Below are 23,007 nucleotides of genomic sequence, written 5' to 3' on the forward strand. Positions count from 1 at the left end.
TATGAAAACGATAGTTATACCCTTTATCATCATCTTCTTGATGATAGGTTGTAATCAAATGGCGAATAGCCAACCGATTAATAAAAATAAAAAAGACGATCTTATTACCCAAATTATGCAAGCTCCGCTTGCCAGCCCGCCAATTGGTGATAAACATGTTTTATATCCTTTTGCCACACATTGGCAACATGCAGAAACAGAAAATGAACGTTCGGGGAGTGAAAAAGCTTTTTATGAATTGCTCAGAAATTTAAATAAGCAGTCCCAATCAGAACAATCCTATAAGATCACTTTAACCCAAGAAAATTTAAAGAAAATTGTTCAGGATTCCTATGATATCCCATTTAATATCAACGATATTTTAAACCTGAAGATTACAGTTCATGTAGAAAAAATAGCCGGCTTTCCTCAGTTTGATCTGTTTCTACTCACCACTGAGTACCTTGAGTTAGAATGCAACCATTGCGAGTATGGAAGACATCTTGTTTTTCAATCCATTATCTCTATTAGCTCGGATCAAATTGTAGATAAATTAGCAGCTACTTACGAATATGGAAATGATCTCGGTAGAGACTATCGATTTTTCTATTATGATAATGGGAAAATAATTATTAGGGATTTTGGCAGTGATGAGACAGACAGTGCTGCTAATGAAAAAAGAACATACCAACTGACACCCCAAGGCAAATTCATCCGCTATTATGATACTAATGGTTCTTTTCAAAATACAGATCTTAATGATACAGAGGAAGGTTTAGTTCAAAACCATACTCGAGAGGGGCTATGGATAGAGATAACAGTCAGTAAATATGCGCCTCTAGGTATCGGTTATATTTATCTCGAATCGGAATACAAAAATGGCCTGCCTGTTGGTATTTGGAAATGTCATCAATTAGAACATAATGAACTGAATGAACCCATCTTATCCACTCGCAAAAAAGGCAAACTTTTGTACACAGAAACCTATAAAGACGGTGAGCTTGTCGAACGCAAATTTGTGGAACCATTGTTAATGGTGAAATAATTACAAAATTTTGCAGAAATAGAAAAATTTATGAAGTTACAAAGGAAATAAAGAGAACAAACGTAAGGCTATTTTATTTTTATCCTGTTTATTAAGGATTAAAAATATGATTTGTAATCAGCAAACTTTATGGATAATAAAATCATTGAAGTTTATAAAAGAGATTAAAAATGAAGAAATTTATCTTTCCTTGCTGTTTTCTAAACTGATTGTTATTGGTTATTTAAGCGGCAGTATAAAAAAATTTTCTAGAACATACTTTGCCTTTTACGTTGTAGTTCCCTTTCTACCTATAGTAAGAGAGAGAACTACAACTTCAACAAAAGAAACCAGAACAGCTAGAAAAGCTGGAAAGGCTGAAAAGAATACTGATTTTTTCAAAAAGATCAGGAAAACCAGTTTATCCTACTAATAAAGGAGAAGAATGAAAAATAAACTAGAGCAAATCAAATTATTTTTTAAAGATAATTTAATTATAAAAAACGATAACAATGAATTAAGAGATAGTTTAAATATTGAAGATGCAGAAATACTATTTAATATCGGTTTACCAAATTCGACAGAATTAGACTTTAAATTTACAAAAGAAATTAACTATCTAAATAATAAAGAATTGATTTTAGATGATAGTGAAAGCAGAAAGATAATATATAGTATTACAACTAAGCAAGTTTATTTATTTTTTCCTTCAAATAAGAAAAAAACAATATTAAATGTAGGATTATTTCAGTTTCTATTCTCTATTTATTATTATGAATTTTTTTTAAATAATTGGAAAAATGATAAAGAAAATAGATCACATTATTTTAATGATTTTGAACAAAAAATGAATAAATTAAATAATAATTATCAAAGTTTAGATTATTATTGGGAAGCGATTATAGAAGAGTTATCACCTATTTAACAAGGAATTCGATAAGTTTATTATTTCTACAAATAGAACTGATTATTTAAAGAGGCCTTTTTATAAATGGATTTATAGGAAGGTCTATATTTGGTGCTTATGGCGGAGCTAATGCTATTACCTGTCAGATACCAAGGGTTTTGATGCCGAACAGGTTGCCAAAGTTTTTTGTTGCTGAAGCAACTGCTTATCATGCAGCTCTCGAAAGAGATCCTCAAAGTATCGCTTTACTTTTTATTTGAAAAAAATGAGCATTTTTGCTAACCCGCATTTAAACCCGAAAAAATAGTAAATTGATAGAAAAATTGATAAATGTATATGGATAAGCGGTATACTAAAAAAATATAAAATATTGATTTATAATCAAATAGAGACGTATAGATATGAGATGAAGTGAAAAGTTGGCTCCTCCAACTGGAGATGAGCTTTTCATCTAATAACTTGATTTTTTTATAAATTTATATATATATTTTTAGTAGATAACCCGAATGTGTACCCATTTAAATTATCAATGGCATAATAATATACTCCAACCGCCTTTTCAAGTCTCTATTTATCTAATTTCTATTTTTCAAGGTTTCCGTACCAATCTAAGATTTTTGATTTAATCAACTCATGGGATAATAGTTTGGTATTACGAGTTATAAAAACAACATGGTTTCTATGCGTATCTAAAGCTATTTTATAATCAGGAAGATTATTATTTTTAATAATTTTTCTAATTTCTGCACGAAAATGACGGTCGCTTTGGGTCGAGGCACATTTATCTTTGATAATGCTAAGTTGGCATTTCCAAATAGCTTTTTTACCGCAATGTTTACGGGCTAATTCATAAATTCTACGTTCCAGCGGTTTTGAAATTTGAAAATATTCGGGTGATAACGTTAAAATTTCTTTAGTCAGATATGCATTATAGATCCATTGAGATAGGATGACTTCAACACGTAAGATTGAATTTTTGCCCGATTTCAAAATTTTGTATTCATCTATTAGGCTGAACCCGTGAATGTATTGTATTCCTCCGTTCTCAATATTGGTTTCTAAAATAGTTCCTTTGAGCCGGCGGAGCGTATCATGGAATTGTATATAAGAATTATTTCCGGTTGAACGCCCTGTAAAATTCAAAAATTCATACGTATCAATGGTGATTTTATCAGAAAAGGGATAACCGTTTCGTTCTAAAGATAAAATTTTGTACCCACAAAATAATATCAACTCTTTGTCAAAAATGGTTGCAGCACCAAAAGCAGAAGGGATTATTTTAATTCTTTTGTTCGATGTTGAATGCACATATTCTCTGATGAGTAACGATTTATTCTTGGATAGTGAAAAAATGGGATATTCCAAAGAAACGATATCATTTTTAATTTTTACGGGTAATTTTTCCATGAACGCTTTTTATACATCTTAAATTTTGTTAATAAGATCTTCTTAATTGTTATTATTAAGTTAAAGGGTGAAACTTAGTGAAGCAATAGCAGCAAAAAATATTATAAAATATAAGGTTATTAGATGATTTGTCGATGATATACGAATACGGGTGACGGTGATATACGACGATCTGTCGGTGATATACGAGTAAAAATGTCGGTAAAATACGAGTGAATACACATGGTTATCCACAAGATGAAATTATAATATAAAATTCTTTATGTTCAACCATAAAAAATAATCTGTACAATTCAAAAACTTTTTTATAATATACGCAAGTTGTATCTTCTTTCTTCACATTTAATTCAAAATACTATTTCTATACATTACATTTCTCCTTTCCTGTACTAAGAATTTTATGTGAAGTATTCCAATGAATAATACAGATAAAGAATTACAATCCTCTATATTTGAGCAAACCTTATATTCCATGACCGAAAGAAAAATGTTGCAAAAATTTGGAACATCATTTCTTTTCTATAATATTTGCCTTACATTGACTAATATCATACTGGTTGTGTTGGTTAGTATAACGGTATGGTTTGCAATTCACCCACAACGAGAATATTTTGCCAGTGATAACGGGCGTATCATTAAGCTAGTCCCATTATCAGAACCCTACCAATCGCAATCTAACATAATTCAATTCGCACGAGATGCCATAATAAAATCGTTCAGCATTGATTTTCTGAACTATCAGGGGCAACTTGAACAGGTGCGCTCGGAGTATACACGTCAGGGATTCAGTTCATTTTTAGAATCTTTAGAAAATTCAAATATTTTAGATACGATTACTCGTAAAAGAATGAATATGACAGTTACCGCAAATACTGGGGTTTTAATTAAACAGGGGCTAGATCGGGGCATTCATTACTCGATTGTTGAAATACCCATCGAAATTCGTTTAGTGGGTCAATCTAGTGAATTTCCCTCTCAAAAACTGTTAGCAACTGTCAAAATTGATCGCATTAGTGTGTTGGATTCAATTAAAGGCATTGCCATATCTCAACTTGTAACCAAACCCTTATAATTTAAAAAATGAATAATATGAAACATATAAAATATTTTTTAGCAATTTTAACTTTATCCGTACTTAACCATGTGAGTGCGAATGAAAAAAATATAGCCTTATCCAATACCGAATACAATTCCGATGATTACATTACTTCAAATCCAATAGAAACAGACAACGAGGAAAGAGCCTTTGAAACTGCAAAGATGTTGATTTCGCCTTTTACGCCGGAAGAAATACGTCAGTTACGTAATTTTTTTGATGCGACAAGGCAAGAAAAGTCACGGCGTCCCCCTGTCATACCAAAAGTTCGAAGCATTTCGGTTGATCTTTCGGCAGGCTCTAAAATTCCTGTTTTAAAAACTGTACCGCATGAAATGAGTACATTGGTATTTATTGATTCCACGGGTGCTGAATGGACTATTGCCGCTCCTCCTCGTGTTTCAGATCCAAATGCTTTTGATGTGGAATGGTTAAAAGATACGGCAAGCGTAATTGTTTCGGCAAAAAGCTATACAGAAACCGCTAATTTGACCGTTTTTTTAAAAGGGCTTTCTACACCTGTGATTATCAAGCTCGGTCATGATGAAAATAAAAAACGTACGGTTGATTACCGCTTAGATGTAAGAGTTCACGGGCGTGGTCCAAATGCCCTTCCTCAAATTGAAGGTGATCATAAAATAGCAATTTATGATGAAACGATGCAAAATATTTTGGACGGCGTTTCGGTTAGTACTGCAAAAAAAATAAAATTTACTTCCAATACTCCCCCTACCCGTGATATCAAAATTTGGAAAATCAATGATACGTTATATGTTCGTACGTATTTAAAAATTTTCTCAAGTTATAAGCAAACCTTATCTTCTGCGGATGGAATGAACGTTTATTCAATACCATTAACCCCGTATATCACCTTATCCGATTACAACTCCAAAATTATTTTAAAATTGGATATATAACATGAAATTGCAGTTTGATATTAAACAAAATAAAAACGTGGCTATTATCGGCATTATCATTATTTCAGTTGTGATAGGCTATTTCATTTATCTGCTTACTAAAGCTAAGGATCTCAATTCAAATATAACTTTAACGGATAAAGGTACGGAATTCGATACTTCTGATACCGATAATGAATTATATAACCATACGTTAGAATCCTATAATCACCTAAATGCACAACAGGCAATTGAGGATGGTGACACCTATTTATCGGTATTATCAAATAGAAATGCTAAGGTTGAAAAATCCTCTGAATCTGAGGAAATATTGATTGAACCTCCAACATCAGCGCCTACAATCATTTATAAAACTAAATATGTCAAAGTTCCTGCAAACGAGCTGATCAATGAGCAAACTATGGCAATTTTATCCAGTTGGAGCACACAACCCGTGCATAGTACCGTTAGGGTTTCCAATGATTTTGATGAATATAAAAATTCATTGATGCAAAAAGTCGGTGAAAATACGGGTCATTCGTTTGCTAAAAATTCTTCTGTGCTTATCAGTGCATTTACTTTAGTACCCGCCATATTGGAAACGGACATCGATACAGATGAAAATTCAATCGTCAGTGTCTATATACCTACAGGTAAATATAAAGGCGCTCGACTTTTTGCTATGGGGTATAAACTGTTAACCAATACGGTAGATATGACATTTACATCAATGGAATACAATGGGCAATCGTACGAAATTGTAGCAAAACCCATTGATACTCAATCTATGAGGAGTTCATTATCCGGCTCAGTTAATAATCGATGGTTTACCAGAATTATAATTCCTGCCATTGCAAATGGTATCGGTAAAACAGGACAACTCTATGAACAAGCGAGTTCTCAAAATATTTTACCGAACGGTAATGTAATTCAGTCCTATCCCGAACATCCAAACAGTAGTGCCGTGGGTGGAACTATTATTGGAGGGATAGCTCAACAAATAGGTAAAGTTTTAAGCGAAGATGCAGCTAAAATGCCTGTTAAACAAGTATTAATTTCCAAAAATACAACTATTGGCATTCGATTTTTAGCCGATGTTGTCCCTACTATTACTTCACTTGATACACTTAAAAATGATTAAGATCTTATTTATAGTTTAACTTTTTCACACCTCATTCCTGTTATTTGAAAAAAGGAATAAAAAATGAAAAAATATTTTTTTAGTTTACTTTTACTTTTCTTCTCTTTATCAAGCACCGCAACCCACAACCCCGTAAATTTCACTAATGTTTTGAGCGTCACGGAAAATGTAGAGTTTCTGTTACAGGATGTCTCAAAATTGATTCAAAATTTTACGCTTTCAACCTATAAAAAAATCCCGTTATTCGTGCATTTAACTTTTTAATTATCTAATACAAAAGGAAAAAACGTGACAGATATCGGCACTATGATGGTGAATTTTGCGGGTGAATTTTCAGCTAGTTTATGGAAATTACTATGGGCTATAGGAATGCTTTTAGGCTGTGTTTATACAGGTAAAACCTTGATGCGGATGATTAAAGCTAATACGGTTGCAGGTCAACCGCCTGTTACGCTCGGAAGCATTATTCCGATTTTACTGATCGGAGGGTTAATGTTCAACCTGCCTACATTTATCAATTTTATGTGGGCATCCGTTGGAGAAGGTGAAGTTTCCTACAATGCGATTTCATATAAGCCCGCTCAAAATTTCGGAGTATTATCCGAAGCGGTTAACTCAACATTAACTCTTACCAGCGCATTTGGTGGCGTTTTTTTCATTAAAGGTTTAATGCTGTTAAAACGAGCTACTTTAGAAGGGCAAAATTCTCAAGGTAGCGATAAAGTTGGTAAAAGCTTAACGCATATGTTCGGAGGTGTTTGTTTGATACAAATCACACACATCATTGATGCAGCATGTGAATCGTTTGGTATTTTTTGGTAACAACAAGGAAATTTATATGAAAACTGAACAATTAGAACAAAGAATTTTATTTTTATCATTACTACTATTTATTACCCTTTTCGCTTTTTTATTTCCCTCTCATGCCCATGCTGCTAAAGGGCTTGCCCGAATGGCAGAAGAGGCAGCAGCACAAAGCAATTCCGTAAAAAACAGTTTATCTACCATATTCACGGCGATTGGATTTGCCGGAGTTGGTTATGGTGCGTTTAATTTATGGAGAAAAGGCAAGGAAGGCGAACAAAGCAGAATTACCGCCGCTCAAATTTTTATTCCAATGGTTGGGGGTGCAGCTCTGGCAGCCGTATCATTCATGCTCACTATGGCACAAGACACCGTAGGTATTCAATAAACAATCAGGAGGATGGAGATATAATTATCTCCATAATATTAATGAATATTCATGTAGATCTGGGTAAAAATTTTCAACAAAAAGTTATGCCGTTAAATCTATCGGCAAAAAATAGAATAAATGGAGCAGAAAAAGAAAATCCCGAAATAGACGACATGTTAAAAAGTACAGTTATGATTCGGGATAAATTTTGTTGCCAGTATTGCGGTTTTCAGTCTGAAAACAATTTAATTCATCATTTGGATGATAATCATCTACATAATGATATTGAAAATTTAGCGGTCATAGATCCTTTGTGCCGTTATTGGCAGCATTTGGAACTTATGAAGGATCGGGCAGTAATAGCCTATTTGCCCGAATTATCTGGTCGGGCGGTCAATCATTTACAACGTACCATATCCCATGTTTTAAAAACGGGCAATAAGCAAGAACAATCGGAGGCACGAAAAGTTATCGATTGGCTTGTATCTCATAAGGTTTACACGGAACAGGCGTTTAATACCTCATCGCCTTATGATTTCGCCGATGTGTTAACTTCAGTTGAACAACAGTATAAAAATAACCGAATATTTGTTTTTAGTGAATTAGCCTTAGTATTCACGGATTATGATTTATTCGATCAATTGATGTTGAACGTCCCCCCGATTTCCGAATGGAATAAAATTTATACTCATTTTTTATTATCCAACCCTATATAAATTAGAAGATTAAAAATGAAATTTTTAGAAAAATTAGCCGATGGAGCAGAAAGCTTATTAGTACATCTTTCCAAAAACTATATTGGAAAAAATTTATCGGAATATTGTGATTTAGACACCATTATCCCGTTGACAGATGAGGAAATCGCAAGAGATTCAGATAGTCAACCGTATATTTTAGTAAATAATTTAAAATCATTGCTAACTGTATATGAAATAGAAGGCACATTTGAAACTTATTCAGCAAATGAATTTTCTACTATTTTAAATAACCTGCATTCACGATTGAATGGATATTTTAATCGTGTGGGGCATAGTATAAGTATCACATTTGAACGAGATCCAGAAAGCGCCTATCAACAACTACGATTACTTTCAGAACCTGCGTTACAAGCTGCAAAAATGATGGATTTACAATCGGAAGATATCATTTTGGACAGAATCGAAAAAAACTCGCTTTATGTTGCACACGAAAAAAATTTATTGGTGGTATATACCCATTTATCCGTATTTTCCAATGATGAAATCAAACGAGAAATAAAGGAAAAAATTAAAGAGGCACAAGAGCTGAATTTGCCAAAGTTAACTTACGGGCAGAATCCTGCACAGATTTTAATGTCCTTAAAATCGAGGCATGATACATTTATCAGTCGTTTGGAAGATGACTTTAAGCTTTGTGGTGAGGGTAGTAATTCTGCCATATATTTAAAAAAAATACCTGCTTGCGATGCCATACGGCATTTACGGATGATGATCAGCCGAGAAAGCACTTCCGAAAATTTCCGACCTGTATTATTGGGTGATCGTTTGCTTGCGCACGGTAATGAAAAAAAAGACGATTATTCCGATTTAGTACCGCCTAAAATTAAATATCAGGTATGTAATACACCATTAAAATTTAACGGTGAAATTATAGAAACGCCGTTACTTTTTCACGGTAATTTATCTATTGAATTAGGGCAACAGGAAATCACGTTATTTGCAGATTTATTGAATAACATTGATAAAACTATGGGTTGGCGAGTAAAATTTGATTTGTCGCCTTGTGGTTTATCCTCTATGCGAACTCGGCGTACGTTATTATCATTTGTGGGTATGTTGCCGTCTAACAAAGAAATTCGTGAATCGTTTGAAGCATTGGACGCATTGAGTAAAGATGAATCGATTTGCGAAATGAAAATTACTTTGTCGACGTGGGCAGATAATTACCATGAGGTAAAACGAAGGGTAAGCATTCTTGAAAAAGCGGTACAGGCATGGGGTGGCTGCCATGTTAACGGGGTGCATGGCGACCCGTTAGCCATTTGGTCGGCAACCGTTCCTGCATTTTCAAGCAATAATATTGCTAATAGGCTTATTCCGCCTTTAAGCGATGCTTTACAACTGTTTCCGTTACAACGTCCTGCCACTCCATTTACCAATGGGGGTAATTTACTGTTACGCACGCCCGAAGGAAAAATTTTTCCTGTTGAATTAGCCAGTAGATTACAAGATACATGGATTGAATTGATTTCTGCCCCTCCTGGTTCTGGAAAATCGGTTTTTATGAACTCAATGAATTTGGCTGCTATTCACAGTGCCGGTAATAAAAGATTACCGTTAATGACTATCGTTGACGTTGGACCTTCGTCCTCGGGATTAATACAGCTCATACGGGATTCATTACCCGAAAACCGTAAACATGAAGCTATTTGCATTCGTATGCAAAATAGTTACGAATTTGCAGTAAATCCGTGGGATACGCAATTGGGTTGCAGATATCCCACGTTGAAGGAACATGAGTTTTTAGTTGATTTCATGGTGTTACTGTGTACACATTCATCAACTAATAAAATTCCCGAAGGGTGTCCGCAAATTTGTGAAATGTTGTTGAATATCGCCTATGAGGAAAAAGCCGATAAATCGCCGAATTTGTATGAAAAACAAGTAATTCCCGAAATTGATTCGCTATTGGAGGAATTACAAATTGAAAATTCCGAAAATCTTTCATGGTATGAAGTAACCGATATTTTGTTTAAAAACAACAAAATTAAAGAAGCAGGGATAGCTCAGCGTCAAGCTTCGCCGATACTTTCCGATTTTAGTGCCTATCTTAATACTCCTTCTATTCAACAATTATTTGGAGAATCACGATTAGAAAGTGGCGAACATCTGATTAGTTTTATGAATCGATGTTTTATATCAGCAGCAACCAATTATGCTGTTTTCAGCGGTCGTACTCATTTTGAAATCAGTAATGAAACCCGTATTGTCGCCATAGATATAAATGACGTAATAGGCAATAAAACCAATGAAGGAAAATTGCGTACAACGGTCATGTATTTATTTGCTCGTCAACTGGCAGCCAAAAACTATTTTTTGCGTGATGAATTGATTTTACCTATTTGTCCGCCGATTTATCGTAACTATCATTTGCAAAGAATTGCAAATATTCAGGATGAAAAAAAAATTTTAGCCTACGATGAAACGCATAATGTTTCTGGTATTGAGATATTTTCACAAACGATGATCAAGGATGCCCGTGAAGGGCGAAAATGGGGCATTCGAATTATCAACGCCTCGCAATTCCTTAAAGATCATGCGTCTGAATTGTTGGATTCCGCCACGTCTATTTTCGTTATGAGAGGAGGCAATCATTCGGATGAATTAGTCCTAAAAGAAAAGTTTAACATATCAAACCATACGATACAGCGTTTGCAACGTGAGGCGGTGGGTCCAACGTCTACAGGGGGGACATTTTTAGCCATTTTAAAAACAAAATTAGGTCGTGTTGTCCAACTATTAACAAATACCGTTGGTTCAATTGAAATGTGGGCATTTTCAACTACGCTTGAAGATGTCGCACTTCGCAATCGTATGTATAAAGCTATAGGTGCTTATAATGCCCGAAAAATTCTAGCTCAACGATTCCCTTCGGGTTCTGCACTATCTCACATCGAATATTTGAAAAAACATACCAAAGACGAGCATTCAGTCATTGATACACTTGCCACAAAACTAATTAATGAGTTTCAAAAAAATAAGTAGTAAGGAGTTTTTATGATAAAAAATTTAATTAAATTTTTTTCAATTGGTTTATGTTTTATGGGTATGCCAACCTATGCCAGTATGCCCGTGATTGATTCAGCGGTACTGGCTGCCATTAACTTAATGAGTTCTACTGTCAACACTTCCATTACCACGTTAAATGCGAGTTTATCCCAAATGTTATATCAAATCGGGGGGGCTATAAATCAAAATGGGGGTAAAATTGCCAGTACTATTGAAGCTGCCTCAAAGTCAAATCAAGATTTTCAGGTTATACAACAAAAAAATGAGCGTGTTTACCAATCCGAAAAAAATCATGAAATACCGTCCAGCATATGTGGTGAAACCGCTTCTAGTGGTGCTACACAAATTTCACAATCCAGTACTTCATTTAAAAGCCGAATGAGACAAGGTCAAGGCGGTGGATTAAAAATCAGTTCTGAAACTATAGAAAAGGCGGTTAATTCTCCTGCGGTATCTTCTGATATCGATTCTGCGAGGGCGGCAAAAATACATGCTAACTATTGTGATGCGCTTGATTTTTCAGCCTACGGCGGTAGTTCTGCATGTCCTAAAATTTCTTCTATGCCCGGTGCAGATAAACGTTTAGACACTTTGCTACTGGGTGCAGGAGAGAATGGCAAAGATGCCGATTTAACTTTTTCACAAAAACAAATTGATGCAGCCCATATGTATACACAAAATTCTATACGTCGTTCTATTGGTAATGAATTGAGCAAAGGAGAAGCCGACTCAATGGCAGGAACGCAATATATCGGCTTGATGAATCAATTCAATTCTATTTTGTCGGCTGCTGCCGAACCACAAGAAACGTGGCTTTCGAACAGTATGCCGAATCCTGCTACACGACCCTATGTAAACGAGGCTATCAAATCGCCTTCCGCTCATGCCTATTACAAACAAACGATATCTGATGTTGGTGAGAAAATTGGAATGTCTACCCGTGAATATGAACGTTTTGAGGTCGGCAGAAAATATTCAAATGTCATGTATAACTCGGATTTACAAGAAATGTCTCACGATAATTTAATCCGTGAACAAATTCGAATCATGGCGTTAAATAATTGGTTAATGTTGAATATAAAAGAGGAAATCCAAAAAAATAATATTTTGACGGGTCAGATTTTAGCCAGTGTGGCAAGACAAGAATTTGAGCCTCTTTTGAAAGTTAAACACACCGCCGTACTAGGCGCAATGGGTGGCAATTAATGGGTAAAAAATTAAATTTTGTACTAAAAGTACTTTTTCCTTTTTCGTCGATAAAAAAATCCGTTTCATTAATAAAAAAAGAGACTTTTAACTCTAAAGATCGTTGGAACGAAATACGTATGATGGCAAAGGAAATTAAAAATAACATTCGTCATTCCGAATCAAAAAACGACAGTTTTAATGCCGTACTCTCTACTAGTCCGTATACTCGTGATCAATTAATTTCAATTTTTATTACTAAAAAAAATATTATTTTAAGCGGTTTTTATATTTTTTTACTGTTTATTTTCGTCAGTTTATTAACCTCTTTTTTATTACAAAATACTTTCGGGGTTATTTGTAGTGTGGTGGGTGGTTTGATGTGTATAGCATTAAATATTGCCGTACTGTTTCAATATCAATTCCGTTTATGGCAATTACAGGTTAAACGGTTGTCCCTTGAGGAACAAGGGAGCATTTCCGATTTTATACATGAAAATAAGCGATGGTTTTTTCTTTTGCTGAAATTTCAGAAAAAGGCGGTGGAATAAATGAGAATAAACAAGATCCATTTTTTATTTGCCTACATATTGATTTTTCTTTCTGAAAATGCGTTTGCAACTTCCATGCAAGACATTTCGAATGCCGCCATGCGAACAACGGATAAATCAAGAGAAGCGCTTATTGCCATTTTTGGAGATGTAGTAATCAATCCGTTAGCCAACGGATCGGGGGGCAATAATTCGATATTATCCGAAATATTTAAAGTAAGTAATTCGTGTTTATTAGTCATCGGCGGTTTTCTTGCGTTGTACATTATGTTCAAAAAATTAGTCACTACTGCACATGACGGCAATTTATTTGAAAAACAGCAACATACGTTGTGGTCACCTATTCGAATTTTAGTCGGTTTATTGAGTTTAGTTCCAACCGTAAACGGTTGGTCGCTGTCGCAATTATTAATGCTATGGGGGGCGTCGGTCATGGGGGTTGGTATTGCTAATCTAGGTACGGATGCTGCCATTACTGCACTCAATGACGGAAAATCTATGGTAGTTAAACCGATCATGCCGTCGACTCAAGAACTGGCTCAAGATATATTTGAAATGAATCTTTGTTTGCATGCAATTAATACAGGTGTTGCAACGGCAGAAAAACAAGGGGGGTTAGTATCTCAAAAATCTTTTATACAACAGAAATCAACGTCTAAAGGTTTTATATTGAAAAATACCAGTTACGTATGTGGTGGGGCTAGTGTTTCCTCTGATTTGGAACAAGAGAACTTGACACAATGGTTGACTCCCGATATTAGTGTTGGTGATATTCGTCGAGCGCATTTAGAGGCATTATTTCAAATGCAAAGATCTTTAAATGATTCTGCAAAAAAATTTGTACAAGCGGTTTTGGAACGTAAAAAAAATAATACTCCGATACCCGTTGCTGCATCGTTTATTCAATCGAGTGCGCATGAATATGAAAATAAAATTATATCGGTAATTGGTAATAAACAAGGCAATATTTCTGAATTAGCGTCGAAAATTTCAGATTCGATAAAAAAATCGGGTTGGATGTCACTGGGTACATGGTATCAAACGTTTGCTCAAGCAAATACGAAGCTAACCGATTCCATTGCTGCAAAAGCAACAGCTTTTGGCAACTCCTCCACGGGTGATGCTGCTATTAACTCTATTTATCGTGAAGTTATGGAGATTTACAGATCTCAACAATCATCATCCGAAAATGCTTCAACTTTGGGTAGTTCTTCCAACGGGGACTATTCTAAAGGGGTTACAGGAAATGAAGCAGGGCAAATAATAGGCAGTATTTTTAAAAATCCGGGGCAACGGATTATTAACGGATTAATCGATTTAAATTTTAATGCTTCCGATAGAGGGCAACTCAACCCGTTAATTAAAATGAAAAACCTAGGCGATTATGTTATGGTAATGGCAGAAAATGCAATCAGTACCTATACTGCTGTTAGAGTTTTTGAACATGTAACGGGTGGTTTTTCGTTGGCTGGTTTAACTAATGCGGTATCGTCTGTCAGTGATATTTTGGCTGGTGTTTTTGCTGCTCTGGGTCCATTTATATCAGCGGCTATTATTTCGCTTTTTTTCTTTGGTATGCTCTTATCCATTTATATTCCTATGGTTCCATTTATTATTTGGTTCGGTGCTATTATTAACTGGCTGGTTAATTTAGCAGAAGCCATTATAGCTGCCCCGCTTTGGGCAATCACGCATTTAAGTAATGACGGCGAGGGCATGGGACACAGAACTACACATGGTTATATTTTTCTGTTAAATGTAATGATACGCCCTATTTTGATGGTCATCGGATTTTTTCTTGGTGGGGCAATTGTTGTGGCAGGGGGCACGTTGTTAAATCAATTATTCGGGATTGCCATTGCTAATGCTCAATTTGATTCTATAACTGGTATAGTCAGCATTATTGCCTATTTGGCAATCTATGTTTTTATAGCGTTAAATTTAATCCATTCTTCTTTTAATCTAATATACATAGTTCCCGATCAGGTGATTAACTGGATAGGTGGGCATGCGTCCGTATCATTGGGCAAGGATGAAAATGATCGAACTCGTCAGAATTTTTCTATGTTTTCCAGTAGAATGGAACATTTACCGCATGGACATTTTCCTCATCGTGGAGTGAATAGGAACGGAGACGGGTTTAAATGATAAAATGATTTACAAAAAAAATGGTTCTGTTATATTGAAAATTCACAGCAGGAGGTTATATGAATATGGCAAAAAAAATTGAAGAAAACGAAAAGGTTATTACTGTCGATGAAGCGTTGAAATTTCTGGATAATTTAAAAACGGAGATTTCGGCTCGTCCAACGAACAATAGAGATTGTACTATTGAACTAGAGGAAAATATTAACGTTGTTGCAAGATAATAAAATTTTGTTTGATGTTGAACTCATTGAAAATAGTATTTATGTTAATGCTCTGGATATAGCTAATGAATTATATTCTACTGTAGGAAAATTAAAATCTATTGAGTTTATTGAAAAATTAGAATATTTGTTAACCGATGTATTGCCTACTGAACGCATTTTACAATATCAGGTTAGAGAGATTGTAAAAACACGAATACGAACGTATATCAATTGTCGGATCATTGGGATAACGGATAATTATTCATTACTATGTGAACTCAATAAATCAAACAATACAGTAATAGTAAAAGAAATCACTTTCTCTAAAAATATACTTACCTCACTGAACTAATTTTCATTTTTAAATTAAATTATATCCCCCTGTGAAGGGGGATATACAAATTATATTAACTTTTCTAAGGCAAATGACGTAAATTTATTACCAGATACTATAACATGATCTATCAATTCCATATCAATTAATTTCAATGCACTTTTTATTTTTAAAGTAATTTGAATATCTGCCGTGCTAGGTTGTACATTTCCAGACGGATGATTATGAGAAACGATTACTGAATGTGCATTGTGATCTAATGCAAGTTTGATAATTTCACGGATATATATTTGAACTTCATCAATAGTACCGACAAAAAGGATTTTTGAGGTTATAAGTTTTAAATTATTATCTAATAAAAGAACCATAAAGTGTTCAGATTTTTTTATACCTATGACGGATTGACAATATTTTACAACTTCATATGCACATGACATATCAAGAGCGTTTTTACGTAAAGATTTTTCTAAAATTTTTTCTGCTAATAAAAGGATTTTTTCCTCACGAGTTTTCATAACAATCTCCTATAATGATTTTCAACTTTGTAAGGAATTCAACTGAATGAACAGCGTTAAAAAGCAAGTGCAGAATGCCGAAGGGTACACTTGCTTTTTAATGCCATTCAGTAAAATTCAACGAGCAAAGTGATTGAAAATTCTTTAGAGGAATTGATGCGAGTGAGAAACCTTTTAAGCTGATATAAATTTAGATAACTATAGGAATCCGATATTTTTACCGGCATTTTAGAACAAATAAACAATCCGATATAATTCAAAAAAATACCTCATGTAGTTCACAATCAGATACATATATACATGAAGCAATTTTATTTATTTATATTTGTGATGCTATTTTAGAAGAAAATATGACCGGCTCATAAAAGTATGAATGTTGAATGTCTTACGACAGGTCGGATATTTATCCTCCTTGAAAAAGGGGGATACTCCTTTGTTCAACATAGATCCTTCTGTGAAGAGGGATATATGATTTCCTGATAAAAAACTTCCTAAAAACAGACATTAAAAAAATATCCCATAAATGGGATATTGTTAAAAGATTATTGATTTAAAATAAAAATTTAAAAAAATGACAAGGATTATAAACGGGCAACAATGAGGGGTGTTATTATTTTTTTATGAGATGTGCTAGATCAGGATCATTGGAAATTCTTGATAATTCTTCATCGACAATAGATTGAACATCTTTTTTAATCTGCCGATAATTGATTAAAATGGTCTCCTGCATTTTGTCGTTATTATTTTTATCTTTAAAATTAGTAATGGTAGGTATGTCTTGATAATTTTTCATTTCTTGTGTAACACTTTTTATATCGATAACAATTTCAGAATGGAAAATTTTTTGTTTTATAACTTCTCCGAAATTATCAGATACCGACCCTACAAAATTACCTTGTGTTAAATTGGATATTTTGGAAGCAGGGATTAAACTATCCAATTGTGTGGATATGGACGAAGATACATCATTTCTATTGATGGATATTGAATGTCTTTTTTGTAAAATTTTACCGAATCGTTCCGATAACGTTTTTGCTGTATCGCCTACCACTTGCCCACTGAATATGTTACCAACCGTATTCATTACTACTTTAGCTTCTTTATCTCCGTAATCTCGTATTAATTGCGAAAAATCTTGAAAGCCTAAACATACGGCAACCTTGTTACTTCTGGCGGTAGCAATCAGGTTATCCAATCCTCTAAAATAAATGGTCGGCAATTCATCAATGATTACAGAAGATTTTAATTGTCCCTTTTTATTGATTAATTTAACAATTCGGCTATTGTACAGACCGAGGGCAGCAGAATAAATATTTTGCCTGTCGGGATTGTTACCCACGCATAAAATTTTAGGCTCTTTTGGATTGTTAATATCCAATGTAAAATCATTACCAGTCATCACCCAGTATAGGGCTGGTGAAATCATACGAGATAAGGGTATTTTTGCTGATGCAATTTGTCCTTGCAATTGATCTTGTGCCCCTCCTTCCCATGCATCCATAAATGGACTTAAATAATTTTCTAATTCGGGGTATGAGGTTAGAATGGTGAAAATATCTGCATATTTTTTATTTAAAAATTCGATGGCGTGAGGAAATGTGCAATATTTACCGTTGTTATAAATTTTTAAATACCAAATGATAGCAGCCAAAAGAATTATAGGCGATTCAACGAAAAAATCTCCTTGTTTTTGAATCCATGATTTATTTAAATTCAGCATAATTGTATAGGCAGATTCATAAGCGTCTGATATATCGGTCATAAATTCGGGGGCTATTGGATTACATCTATGGCTGTTAGCAGGATTATCGAAATTGATTACGTAAAATTTAGGGATAACCGAATATTTATCGATATTAGCCAACAGGGCATTATAGGCAATAATAGACAAATCATTAAATTTATAATCATAGAGATACAAGGAAAATCCTTTAGCTATTTGCTGTTTAATAAAATTATTAATAACTGCAAATGATTTACCCGAACCAGGAGTGCCTAAGACAATCGTTGCCCGAAACGGATTTACAACATTTATCCATCCATTATGCATTTTTCCTTGATAATAATAATGGGTTGGTAAATTGATTGAATATTCATTTTCAATCAAGCGACTTTCTTGTTCAAATGATTCATTTTCATAATTGAAAACATCATCCAAAAGTTTATCTTTTAAAATTCGGGACATCCATAATCCTGCAATTAGAATACAAATATATCCGCTAAGTAAAGTTATTGCATACAGTATGGTTATCCAGTTTGGATTCATGGAAAGATCCAGTATAAAAAAGTTTAGAAAAAATAGTACACAGCCTACAACTAATAAAATTGCTATTTTCTGGGTTGTGATTTTTTCATCTTTAATTCCACGAGTTCCTATACAGGAAAGTGCTAAGAACGTGAAGCAAAATAATTTAGTATATAAAATATGAGAGAACAGCCCACATGTCTTTTGAAAATTTATCAGAATTTTATCGATAATGTTTAAGGTCAAATGATGATCGGACAAAACTGAATAGTTATACCAATAAAGATGGATAATGATAAACAATAAGCTTATTGCTCTCATAAATTCCATGACTTTGCTTAAACCTCGCAAATCGTCTTCTTGTGCCATAGTTTTAAATTTTTATTGATTCGTATTTTTTTTCTTTTTCTTTTTTCTTTTTTTGCTCATCTCATTAATGAATGCTTCTTCTTCTGCATCCGCTCCGTTGGAGGATATGGAAAAGAGAGGAAAAAGGTTTCCAAAAATTATCTGATCGTCAAATGATGAAGTCTTGCCATTAAATGATGAAGGGGTTTCGTTGGTTTTAGGATTAAATATTTTTTCAATGGCGTTTGCTGATAATTCTCGTGAAAGTTGAGAACCGTTAAAAACACATTTACTGGCATGATCGATGAACGTAATACCGTAAATTCTTTTTTCGGCATTTACTCTGACGATTAATGATATATTTTGTTGAGACAGAATTTTTTTAAATTTTTTAATGGATCCTTTAGAATTTGTAATTGCTTTGAATATAGTTTGTTGCAAATCTGAAGGATCGAGCTTTTTCAAGCTTATTCGGTCTTTTTTGAATTTTTTTTGTAGGCTGTCTGCTCCTACTAAAGCATGAATTTTTGAGCTTTTAATGGGGTGTCCTGTTTTCTTTCCTCTTCGGTTAATAGGCGTGTAAACCAATCCCCGATAATCTTTGCCGTTTGCATTACCGTTCACCTCATCAACCGTAATTCCGTAACCTTCCAATAAAGCCCTATACTGAGCCATAGTAGAAAATTTATAATTTTTAACTACGTATAGCGTGATCCGTTGAATCTGTTTTTTTATATCTCCTTTGGTATCTAAGCGAAAATCATTAAAGGTTTGTACATCTGGGTCGGATTGTTTGTTATGCAAATTAAATTTCATCTCCAGTTCATCCGTTATTTTTTTAGAGCGCAATTTTTCATAATGATCGGGTATACGCTTTCCGTTACTTTGAACGCATGTGGTTACAATGTGTAAATGATGCCGTTCAATATCTTCATGCTTATACACTATATAGGGTTGTTCGCCATATCCCAATTGGTTCATATAGTCTCTCGCAATTTGCTCGTATTGCTCATCGGTTAAGATGTCTTTGGGATGGGGATTTAACGAAATATGATAAATCGGATATTCTGTTTTTTGATTTGCAATTAAAAAAGGTTCAAAAGATCTTTGACACAAACCAACCGAATAGATGCCGTTTTTAGGTTCAATCATGTTATTTACAAACAATATTTTTGCAGATCCTTTGTCTACTTTTTTTTGATTGTAAATCAGTACATTAAGCAATTTTGATGATTTATTTATGTTGGCTATCATGGGACGATAATTTTTGATTAAATGCTTCGGTTAATTCAAAAATTGCGTTGGAAATAACTACTAATTCTTTTGTCAATTTTTCCAATTTATACAGGAGTGCCAGTGCTTTTTTTTCCGTGAAATTAGATTTGAGCGTTTTTACTATTTGATTATAGTTTACTCCGACAGCTCGATATTGACTATAGAATGAGGTCAATCTCATGTAGTATTCATGTAAATTTTTGTCTACATGTACAACCTGTATAGGTTTGTTAAATAAACATTTTACTATGAAATGAGATTTTACATTCATTTCAGACTGCTCAAAAAGTTTTAAAAATCGAGCATTATCTACTTCATTTAAATAGAATACATATCGATTTTTTGCGGGATCTATCTTGGGCTTTCGCCCTGCTTTTTTTAAAATATTCTTATTCATAGATACTATGGATTAAATGATTAATTATGATTAATTGTTTACGTAAGTATTGATTGCTTACGTGAGTAATGATTGCTTGTATGAGTAATGATTGCTTACGTGAGTATTGATTGTTTACGTGAGTATTGATTACGACTTGATTCCGATTTACTGATTACGACTTTGGAGTAAAAAAACTCCGTTTTTGCGGTACTGAAAATATTTTCAGTGCCTTAAAACACACCTTGCGGTGTACTTGAGTACACTTCATAACGCATATCCCAGTTGCTTCTCTGAAGTTTAACAGAATGATTGAATTAGGGATATGCAAAGGTAGTTTAGACTTATTAATATTCTAAAAGTTAACCAGTTATCATATGCTAGTAAATAAGCCTCAATTTCAAAGGTGTATTTTAGGAAAGTTTATTTTTTACGTGATTTGCTTACAAGATTTTAATCAGTCAATTAATTAGACAATTGATTATCCAATGTGCCGATTCGCCAGCTAGTTAACTAACGGGTTAGTTAACTGGCCAAAGAATTAATCGATTAATTCTTTGCTTAATTGATCAATCATTTAATAAGTTGGTACATCAGTCAGCCCTATAATTCGACAGCTAGTTAACTAATGTATTAGTTAACTGGCCAAAGAATTTTGAGTTTATCTGAAAATCAAAAAATCGTATAAAAAATTGTTAACTTAAATATGAAAAACAATGAGTAAAAAAACTTTGTTACTTTCCTTCTGTACTCAAAAAGGGGGGGTAGGAAAAACAGCTTTTACGGTATTGTTAGCTAGTTTCTATCAATACCGAATGAATAAAAAAATTGCGGTCATTGACTGCGATTATCCTCAACATAGTATTGTACAAATGCGAAAAAGAGACACGGAATTGTTGTTAAATAATGAGCATTACAAGCAATGTTATTATCAGATGATTAAGGAATCAAGTATGGATGCCTATCCTGTTTTGGAAAGCACCCCCGAAAATGCTCTAAAAAAGGCTCGAGAATTATTAGAGAATGAAAATGAATACGATATTATTTTTATCGATATGCCGGGCACATTGAACACTAAAGGCGTTATTACAACTATTTCTCAATTAGATTATTTGTTTATCCCATTGAGTGCTGATCGAGTGGTACTTGAAAGTACGTTAGGATTTGCAAAAATGATTCATGAAAATTTATTTAAAAAAACCAACAGTCGAATCATGAACATGTTTTTGTTTTGGAATATGGTAGACGGTAGAGAAAAAAGCGATTTGTACGATGCCTATACTACCGTTATAAAAAAATTAGGATTATCTATGTTACAAACTCGTATTCCCGATTCTAAACGTTTCAGAAAGGAAATGAGTGACGGCAAAAAAATGATTTTCCGTTCTACGCTGCTTCCCGCCGATAGAGCATGGATGAGAGGAAGTGAAATTGACAAGTTAGCTAATGAAATCAGTAATATTTTAGAATATGGCAAAGAAAATTAATTTAGACCCTATTGATGAACAGGCATTGATGAAATCACTTCAAGGCGATCCATTATCAATAAAAGAAAATTCAGAAGTTGCAGACGTTCCCGAAACGACTAAAAAAACGGTTTCCGAAAAAATAAATACATCGAAATACGAAGATTTATTTTTGGTTGATACTCATTTAGTGGGTAGAATGCAAAAAACAACCTATATACGTAAGGAATATCACGAGCTGATTATTAAATTAATCAGTGTATTGCCGAAAAATGGTAAATTATCTATATTCAGTTATATTGATAACGTGTTGAGTGAACATTTCAAACGGTATCGAAAAGAAATCGAAGAAATATACAATCAACATCAAAAAGGGATTTTTTAATGGATCTGCTAAAATTAATTAAGAAATTCTTTTTCACTCAACAAGAGGAGAAAAAAGAAACTCACGATGCCCCTCGAAAAGCATCCGTATCTTCTGTACTAGGCAACAGCAACTTTGATTACGAAACATTCCAATCAGAAGTAGATGAAAAGAATAAACAGGCTCAGGAATTAACCAAACAAAAAGATAAGGATCTTGAGAATAAAAAAGAAATGGAAGAAATTGAGAACTTTTCAATGGATCTTAGCGAGTTGGTGGAAGTTCCTTCGGAAACTAACGATAACGACGATAACGAAGTTGATTTACGTTTGGAAGAAGATCTTATATTAGGGTTTGATGACGAGGATTTAGACGCTGAATCGGAAATTGCCACGGGTATGGAATTTCACGAGTTAGAAATTATTCAAAATGCCCTCGGAGATTCAACAACTCATAATTTACAGGCGGGTAAACTTTTATATGAATATGAGGACACGGATTTGTGCGAAACCTTAATCCACAGTTCTCAGGAAAATGCTTTGAAGATTTCCTCATTAATTGATGAATATTTATTGAGTACTCAACAGTAATATAATGCAATCATTA

At 33.8% G+C, this 23,007-nt stretch carries 23 protein-coding genes; 18 read left to right on the plus strand and 5 right to left on the minus strand.

The features are described from left to right. The first annotated feature begins 1 nt into the window (after window position 1). The 3 genes from GYM75_RS09745 to GYM75_RS09755 all read left to right on the plus strand — a co-directional run bounded on the left by GYM75_RS09745 (window position 2) and on the right by GYM75_RS09755 (window position 1,928). Complete coding sequence (locus tag GYM75_RS09745) at window positions 2-1,024, plus strand: hypothetical protein (protein WP_220215762.1); 1,023 nt, start codon at window positions 2-4, stop codon at window positions 1,022-1,024. A 106-nt stretch (window positions 1,025-1,130) separates the two neighbouring features. Beyond that, complete coding sequence (locus GYM75_RS09750) at window positions 1,131-1,436, plus strand: hypothetical protein (RefSeq protein ID WP_220215763.1); 306 nt, start codon at window positions 1,131-1,133, stop codon at window positions 1,434-1,436. Between the two features lie 12 nt (window positions 1,437-1,448). Next, window positions 1,449-1,928 (plus strand): hypothetical protein, encoded by a 480-nt coding sequence (locus tag GYM75_RS09755; protein WP_220215764.1) that lies wholly within the window; start codon window positions 1,449-1,451, stop codon window positions 1,926-1,928. Between the two features lie 564 nt (window positions 1,929-2,492). Here GYM75_RS09755 and GYM75_RS09760 read toward each other — a convergent pair. Beyond that, the gene (locus GYM75_RS09760; protein ID WP_220215765.1) at window positions 2,493-3,317 is read right to left on the minus strand and encodes a replication initiator protein A; all 825 of its coding nucleotides are present in this window, start codon (window positions 3,315-3,317) and stop codon (window positions 2,493-2,495) included. Between the two features lie 415 nt (window positions 3,318-3,732). Here GYM75_RS09760 and GYM75_RS09765 point away from each other — a divergent pair, with 415 nt between their 5' ends. The 12 genes from GYM75_RS09765 to GYM75_RS09820 all read left to right on the plus strand — a co-directional run bounded on the left by GYM75_RS09765 (window position 3,733) and on the right by GYM75_RS09820 (window position 15,830). After that, window positions 3,733-4,389, plus strand: a complete 657-nt coding sequence (locus GYM75_RS09765; RefSeq protein WP_220215766.1) for a DotI/IcmL family type IV secretion protein — start codon at window positions 3,733-3,735, stop codon at window positions 4,387-4,389. Window positions 4,390-4,406: 17 nt separating this feature from the next. Beyond that, window positions 4,407-5,330 carry a DotH/IcmK family type IV secretion protein gene (locus tag GYM75_RS09770; protein WP_220215767.1) on the plus strand — a complete coding sequence of 308 codons (924 nt, stop codon included), beginning with the start codon at window positions 4,407-4,409 and terminating at the stop codon, window positions 5,328-5,330. Window position 5,331: 1 nt separating this feature from the next. After that, window positions 5,332-6,450 carry a conjugal transfer protein TraO gene (gene traO, locus GYM75_RS09775; protein ID WP_220215768.1) on the plus strand — a complete coding sequence of 373 codons (1,119 nt, stop codon included), beginning with the start codon at window positions 5,332-5,334 and terminating at the stop codon, window positions 6,448-6,450. A gap of 288 nt (window positions 6,451-6,738) precedes the next feature. Continuing rightward, window positions 6,739-7,272 carry a conjugal transfer protein TraQ gene (traQ, locus tag GYM75_RS09780; protein ID WP_220215769.1) on the plus strand — a complete coding sequence of 178 codons (534 nt, stop codon included), beginning with the start codon at window positions 6,739-6,741 and terminating at the stop codon, window positions 7,270-7,272. A gap of 16 nt (window positions 7,273-7,288) precedes the next feature. After that, window positions 7,289-7,642, plus strand: coding sequence for a DUF6750 family protein (locus GYM75_RS09785; protein ID WP_220215770.1), 354 nt, complete (start codon window positions 7,289-7,291; stop codon window positions 7,640-7,642). Between the two features lie 41 nt (window positions 7,643-7,683). Then, window positions 7,684-8,340 carry an HNH endonuclease gene (locus GYM75_RS09790; protein WP_220215771.1) on the plus strand — a complete coding sequence of 219 codons (657 nt, stop codon included), beginning with the start codon at window positions 7,684-7,686 and terminating at the stop codon, window positions 8,338-8,340. Window positions 8,341-8,355: 15 nt separating this feature from the next. After that, window positions 8,356-11,367, plus strand: coding sequence for a hypothetical protein (locus tag GYM75_RS09795; protein ID WP_220215772.1), 3,012 nt, complete (start codon window positions 8,356-8,358; stop codon window positions 11,365-11,367). A gap of 12 nt (window positions 11,368-11,379) precedes the next feature. Then, on the plus strand, window positions 11,380-12,597 hold the full coding sequence (traW, locus tag GYM75_RS09800; protein ID WP_220215773.1) for a conjugal transfer protein TraW: 1,218 nt from the start codon (window positions 11,380-11,382) through the stop codon (window positions 12,595-12,597). After that, window positions 12,597-13,127, plus strand: a complete 531-nt coding sequence (locus tag GYM75_RS09805) for a hypothetical protein (protein WP_220215774.1) — start codon at window positions 12,597-12,599, stop codon at window positions 13,125-13,127. The genes traW and GYM75_RS09805 overlap by 1 nt, the downstream gene beginning before the upstream one ends. Beyond that, the gene (locus tag GYM75_RS09810) at window positions 13,128-15,275 is read left to right on the plus strand and encodes a DotA/TraY family protein (protein ID WP_220215775.1); all 2,148 of its coding nucleotides are present in this window, start codon (window positions 13,128-13,130) and stop codon (window positions 15,273-15,275) included. A 59-nt stretch (window positions 15,276-15,334) separates the two neighbouring features. After that, window positions 15,335-15,496, plus strand: coding sequence for a hypothetical protein (locus GYM75_RS09815; protein WP_220215776.1), 162 nt, complete (start codon window positions 15,335-15,337; stop codon window positions 15,494-15,496). Further along, window positions 15,483-15,830: a hypothetical protein gene (locus GYM75_RS09820; RefSeq protein ID WP_220215777.1), complete on the plus strand. Its 348-nt coding sequence runs from the start codon at window positions 15,483-15,485 to the stop codon at window positions 15,828-15,830. Before GYM75_RS09815 ends, GYM75_RS09820 begins: the two co-directional genes overlap by 14 nt. A gap of 50 nt (window positions 15,831-15,880) precedes the next feature. Here the strand turns inward: GYM75_RS09820 and GYM75_RS09825 are convergent, their stop codons facing one another. The 4 genes from GYM75_RS09825 to mobA form a co-directional block, all read right to left on the minus strand. Beyond that, entirely contained in the window at window positions 15,881-16,327 is a 447-nt protein-coding gene (locus tag GYM75_RS09825) for a RadC family protein (protein ID WP_220215778.1), read from the minus strand. Window positions 16,328-16,937: 610 nt separating this feature from the next. Beyond that, window positions 16,938-18,941, minus strand: coding sequence for a conjugal transfer protein MobC (gene mobC, locus GYM75_RS09830; RefSeq protein WP_220215779.1), 2,004 nt, complete (start codon window positions 18,939-18,941; stop codon window positions 16,938-16,940). A 12-nt stretch (window positions 18,942-18,953) separates the two neighbouring features. Then, window positions 18,954-20,174 (minus strand): conjugal transfer protein MobB, encoded by a 1,221-nt coding sequence (gene mobB / locus GYM75_RS09835; RefSeq protein ID WP_220215780.1) that lies wholly within the window; start codon window positions 20,172-20,174, stop codon window positions 18,954-18,956. Continuing rightward, on the minus strand, window positions 20,155-20,592 hold the full coding sequence (mobA, locus tag GYM75_RS09840; protein ID WP_220215781.1) for a conjugal transfer protein MobA: 438 nt from the start codon (window positions 20,590-20,592) through the stop codon (window positions 20,155-20,157). The genes mobB and mobA overlap by 20 nt, the downstream gene beginning before the upstream one ends. A 695-nt stretch (window positions 20,593-21,287) precedes the next feature. Between mobA and GYM75_RS09845 the strand changes: the two genes are divergently transcribed. The 3 genes from GYM75_RS09845 to GYM75_RS09855 are packed head-to-tail and all read left to right on the plus strand — an operon-like array spanning window position 21,288 to window position 22,991. After that, a complete protein-coding gene (locus GYM75_RS09845; RefSeq protein ID WP_220215782.1) occupies window positions 21,288-22,058 on the plus strand; it encodes a ParA family protein in 771 nt (256 codons plus the stop codon). Continuing rightward, window positions 22,042-22,422 (plus strand): DUF3408 domain-containing protein, encoded by a 381-nt coding sequence (locus GYM75_RS09850; RefSeq protein ID WP_220215783.1) that lies wholly within the window; start codon window positions 22,042-22,044, stop codon window positions 22,420-22,422. Before GYM75_RS09845 ends, GYM75_RS09850 begins: the two co-directional genes overlap by 17 nt. Further along, window positions 22,422-22,991 (plus strand): hypothetical protein, encoded by a 570-nt coding sequence (locus GYM75_RS09855; RefSeq protein WP_220215784.1) that lies wholly within the window; start codon window positions 22,422-22,424, stop codon window positions 22,989-22,991. Before GYM75_RS09850 ends, GYM75_RS09855 begins: the two co-directional genes overlap by 1 nt. Window positions 22,992-23,007: the final 16 nt, after the last annotated feature.

It is taken from the genome of Gilliamella sp. ESL0441 (genome assembly GCF_019469185.1).
In the GTDB taxonomy this organism is placed as follows: domain Bacteria; phylum Pseudomonadota; class Gammaproteobacteria; order Enterobacterales; family Orbaceae; genus Gilliamella.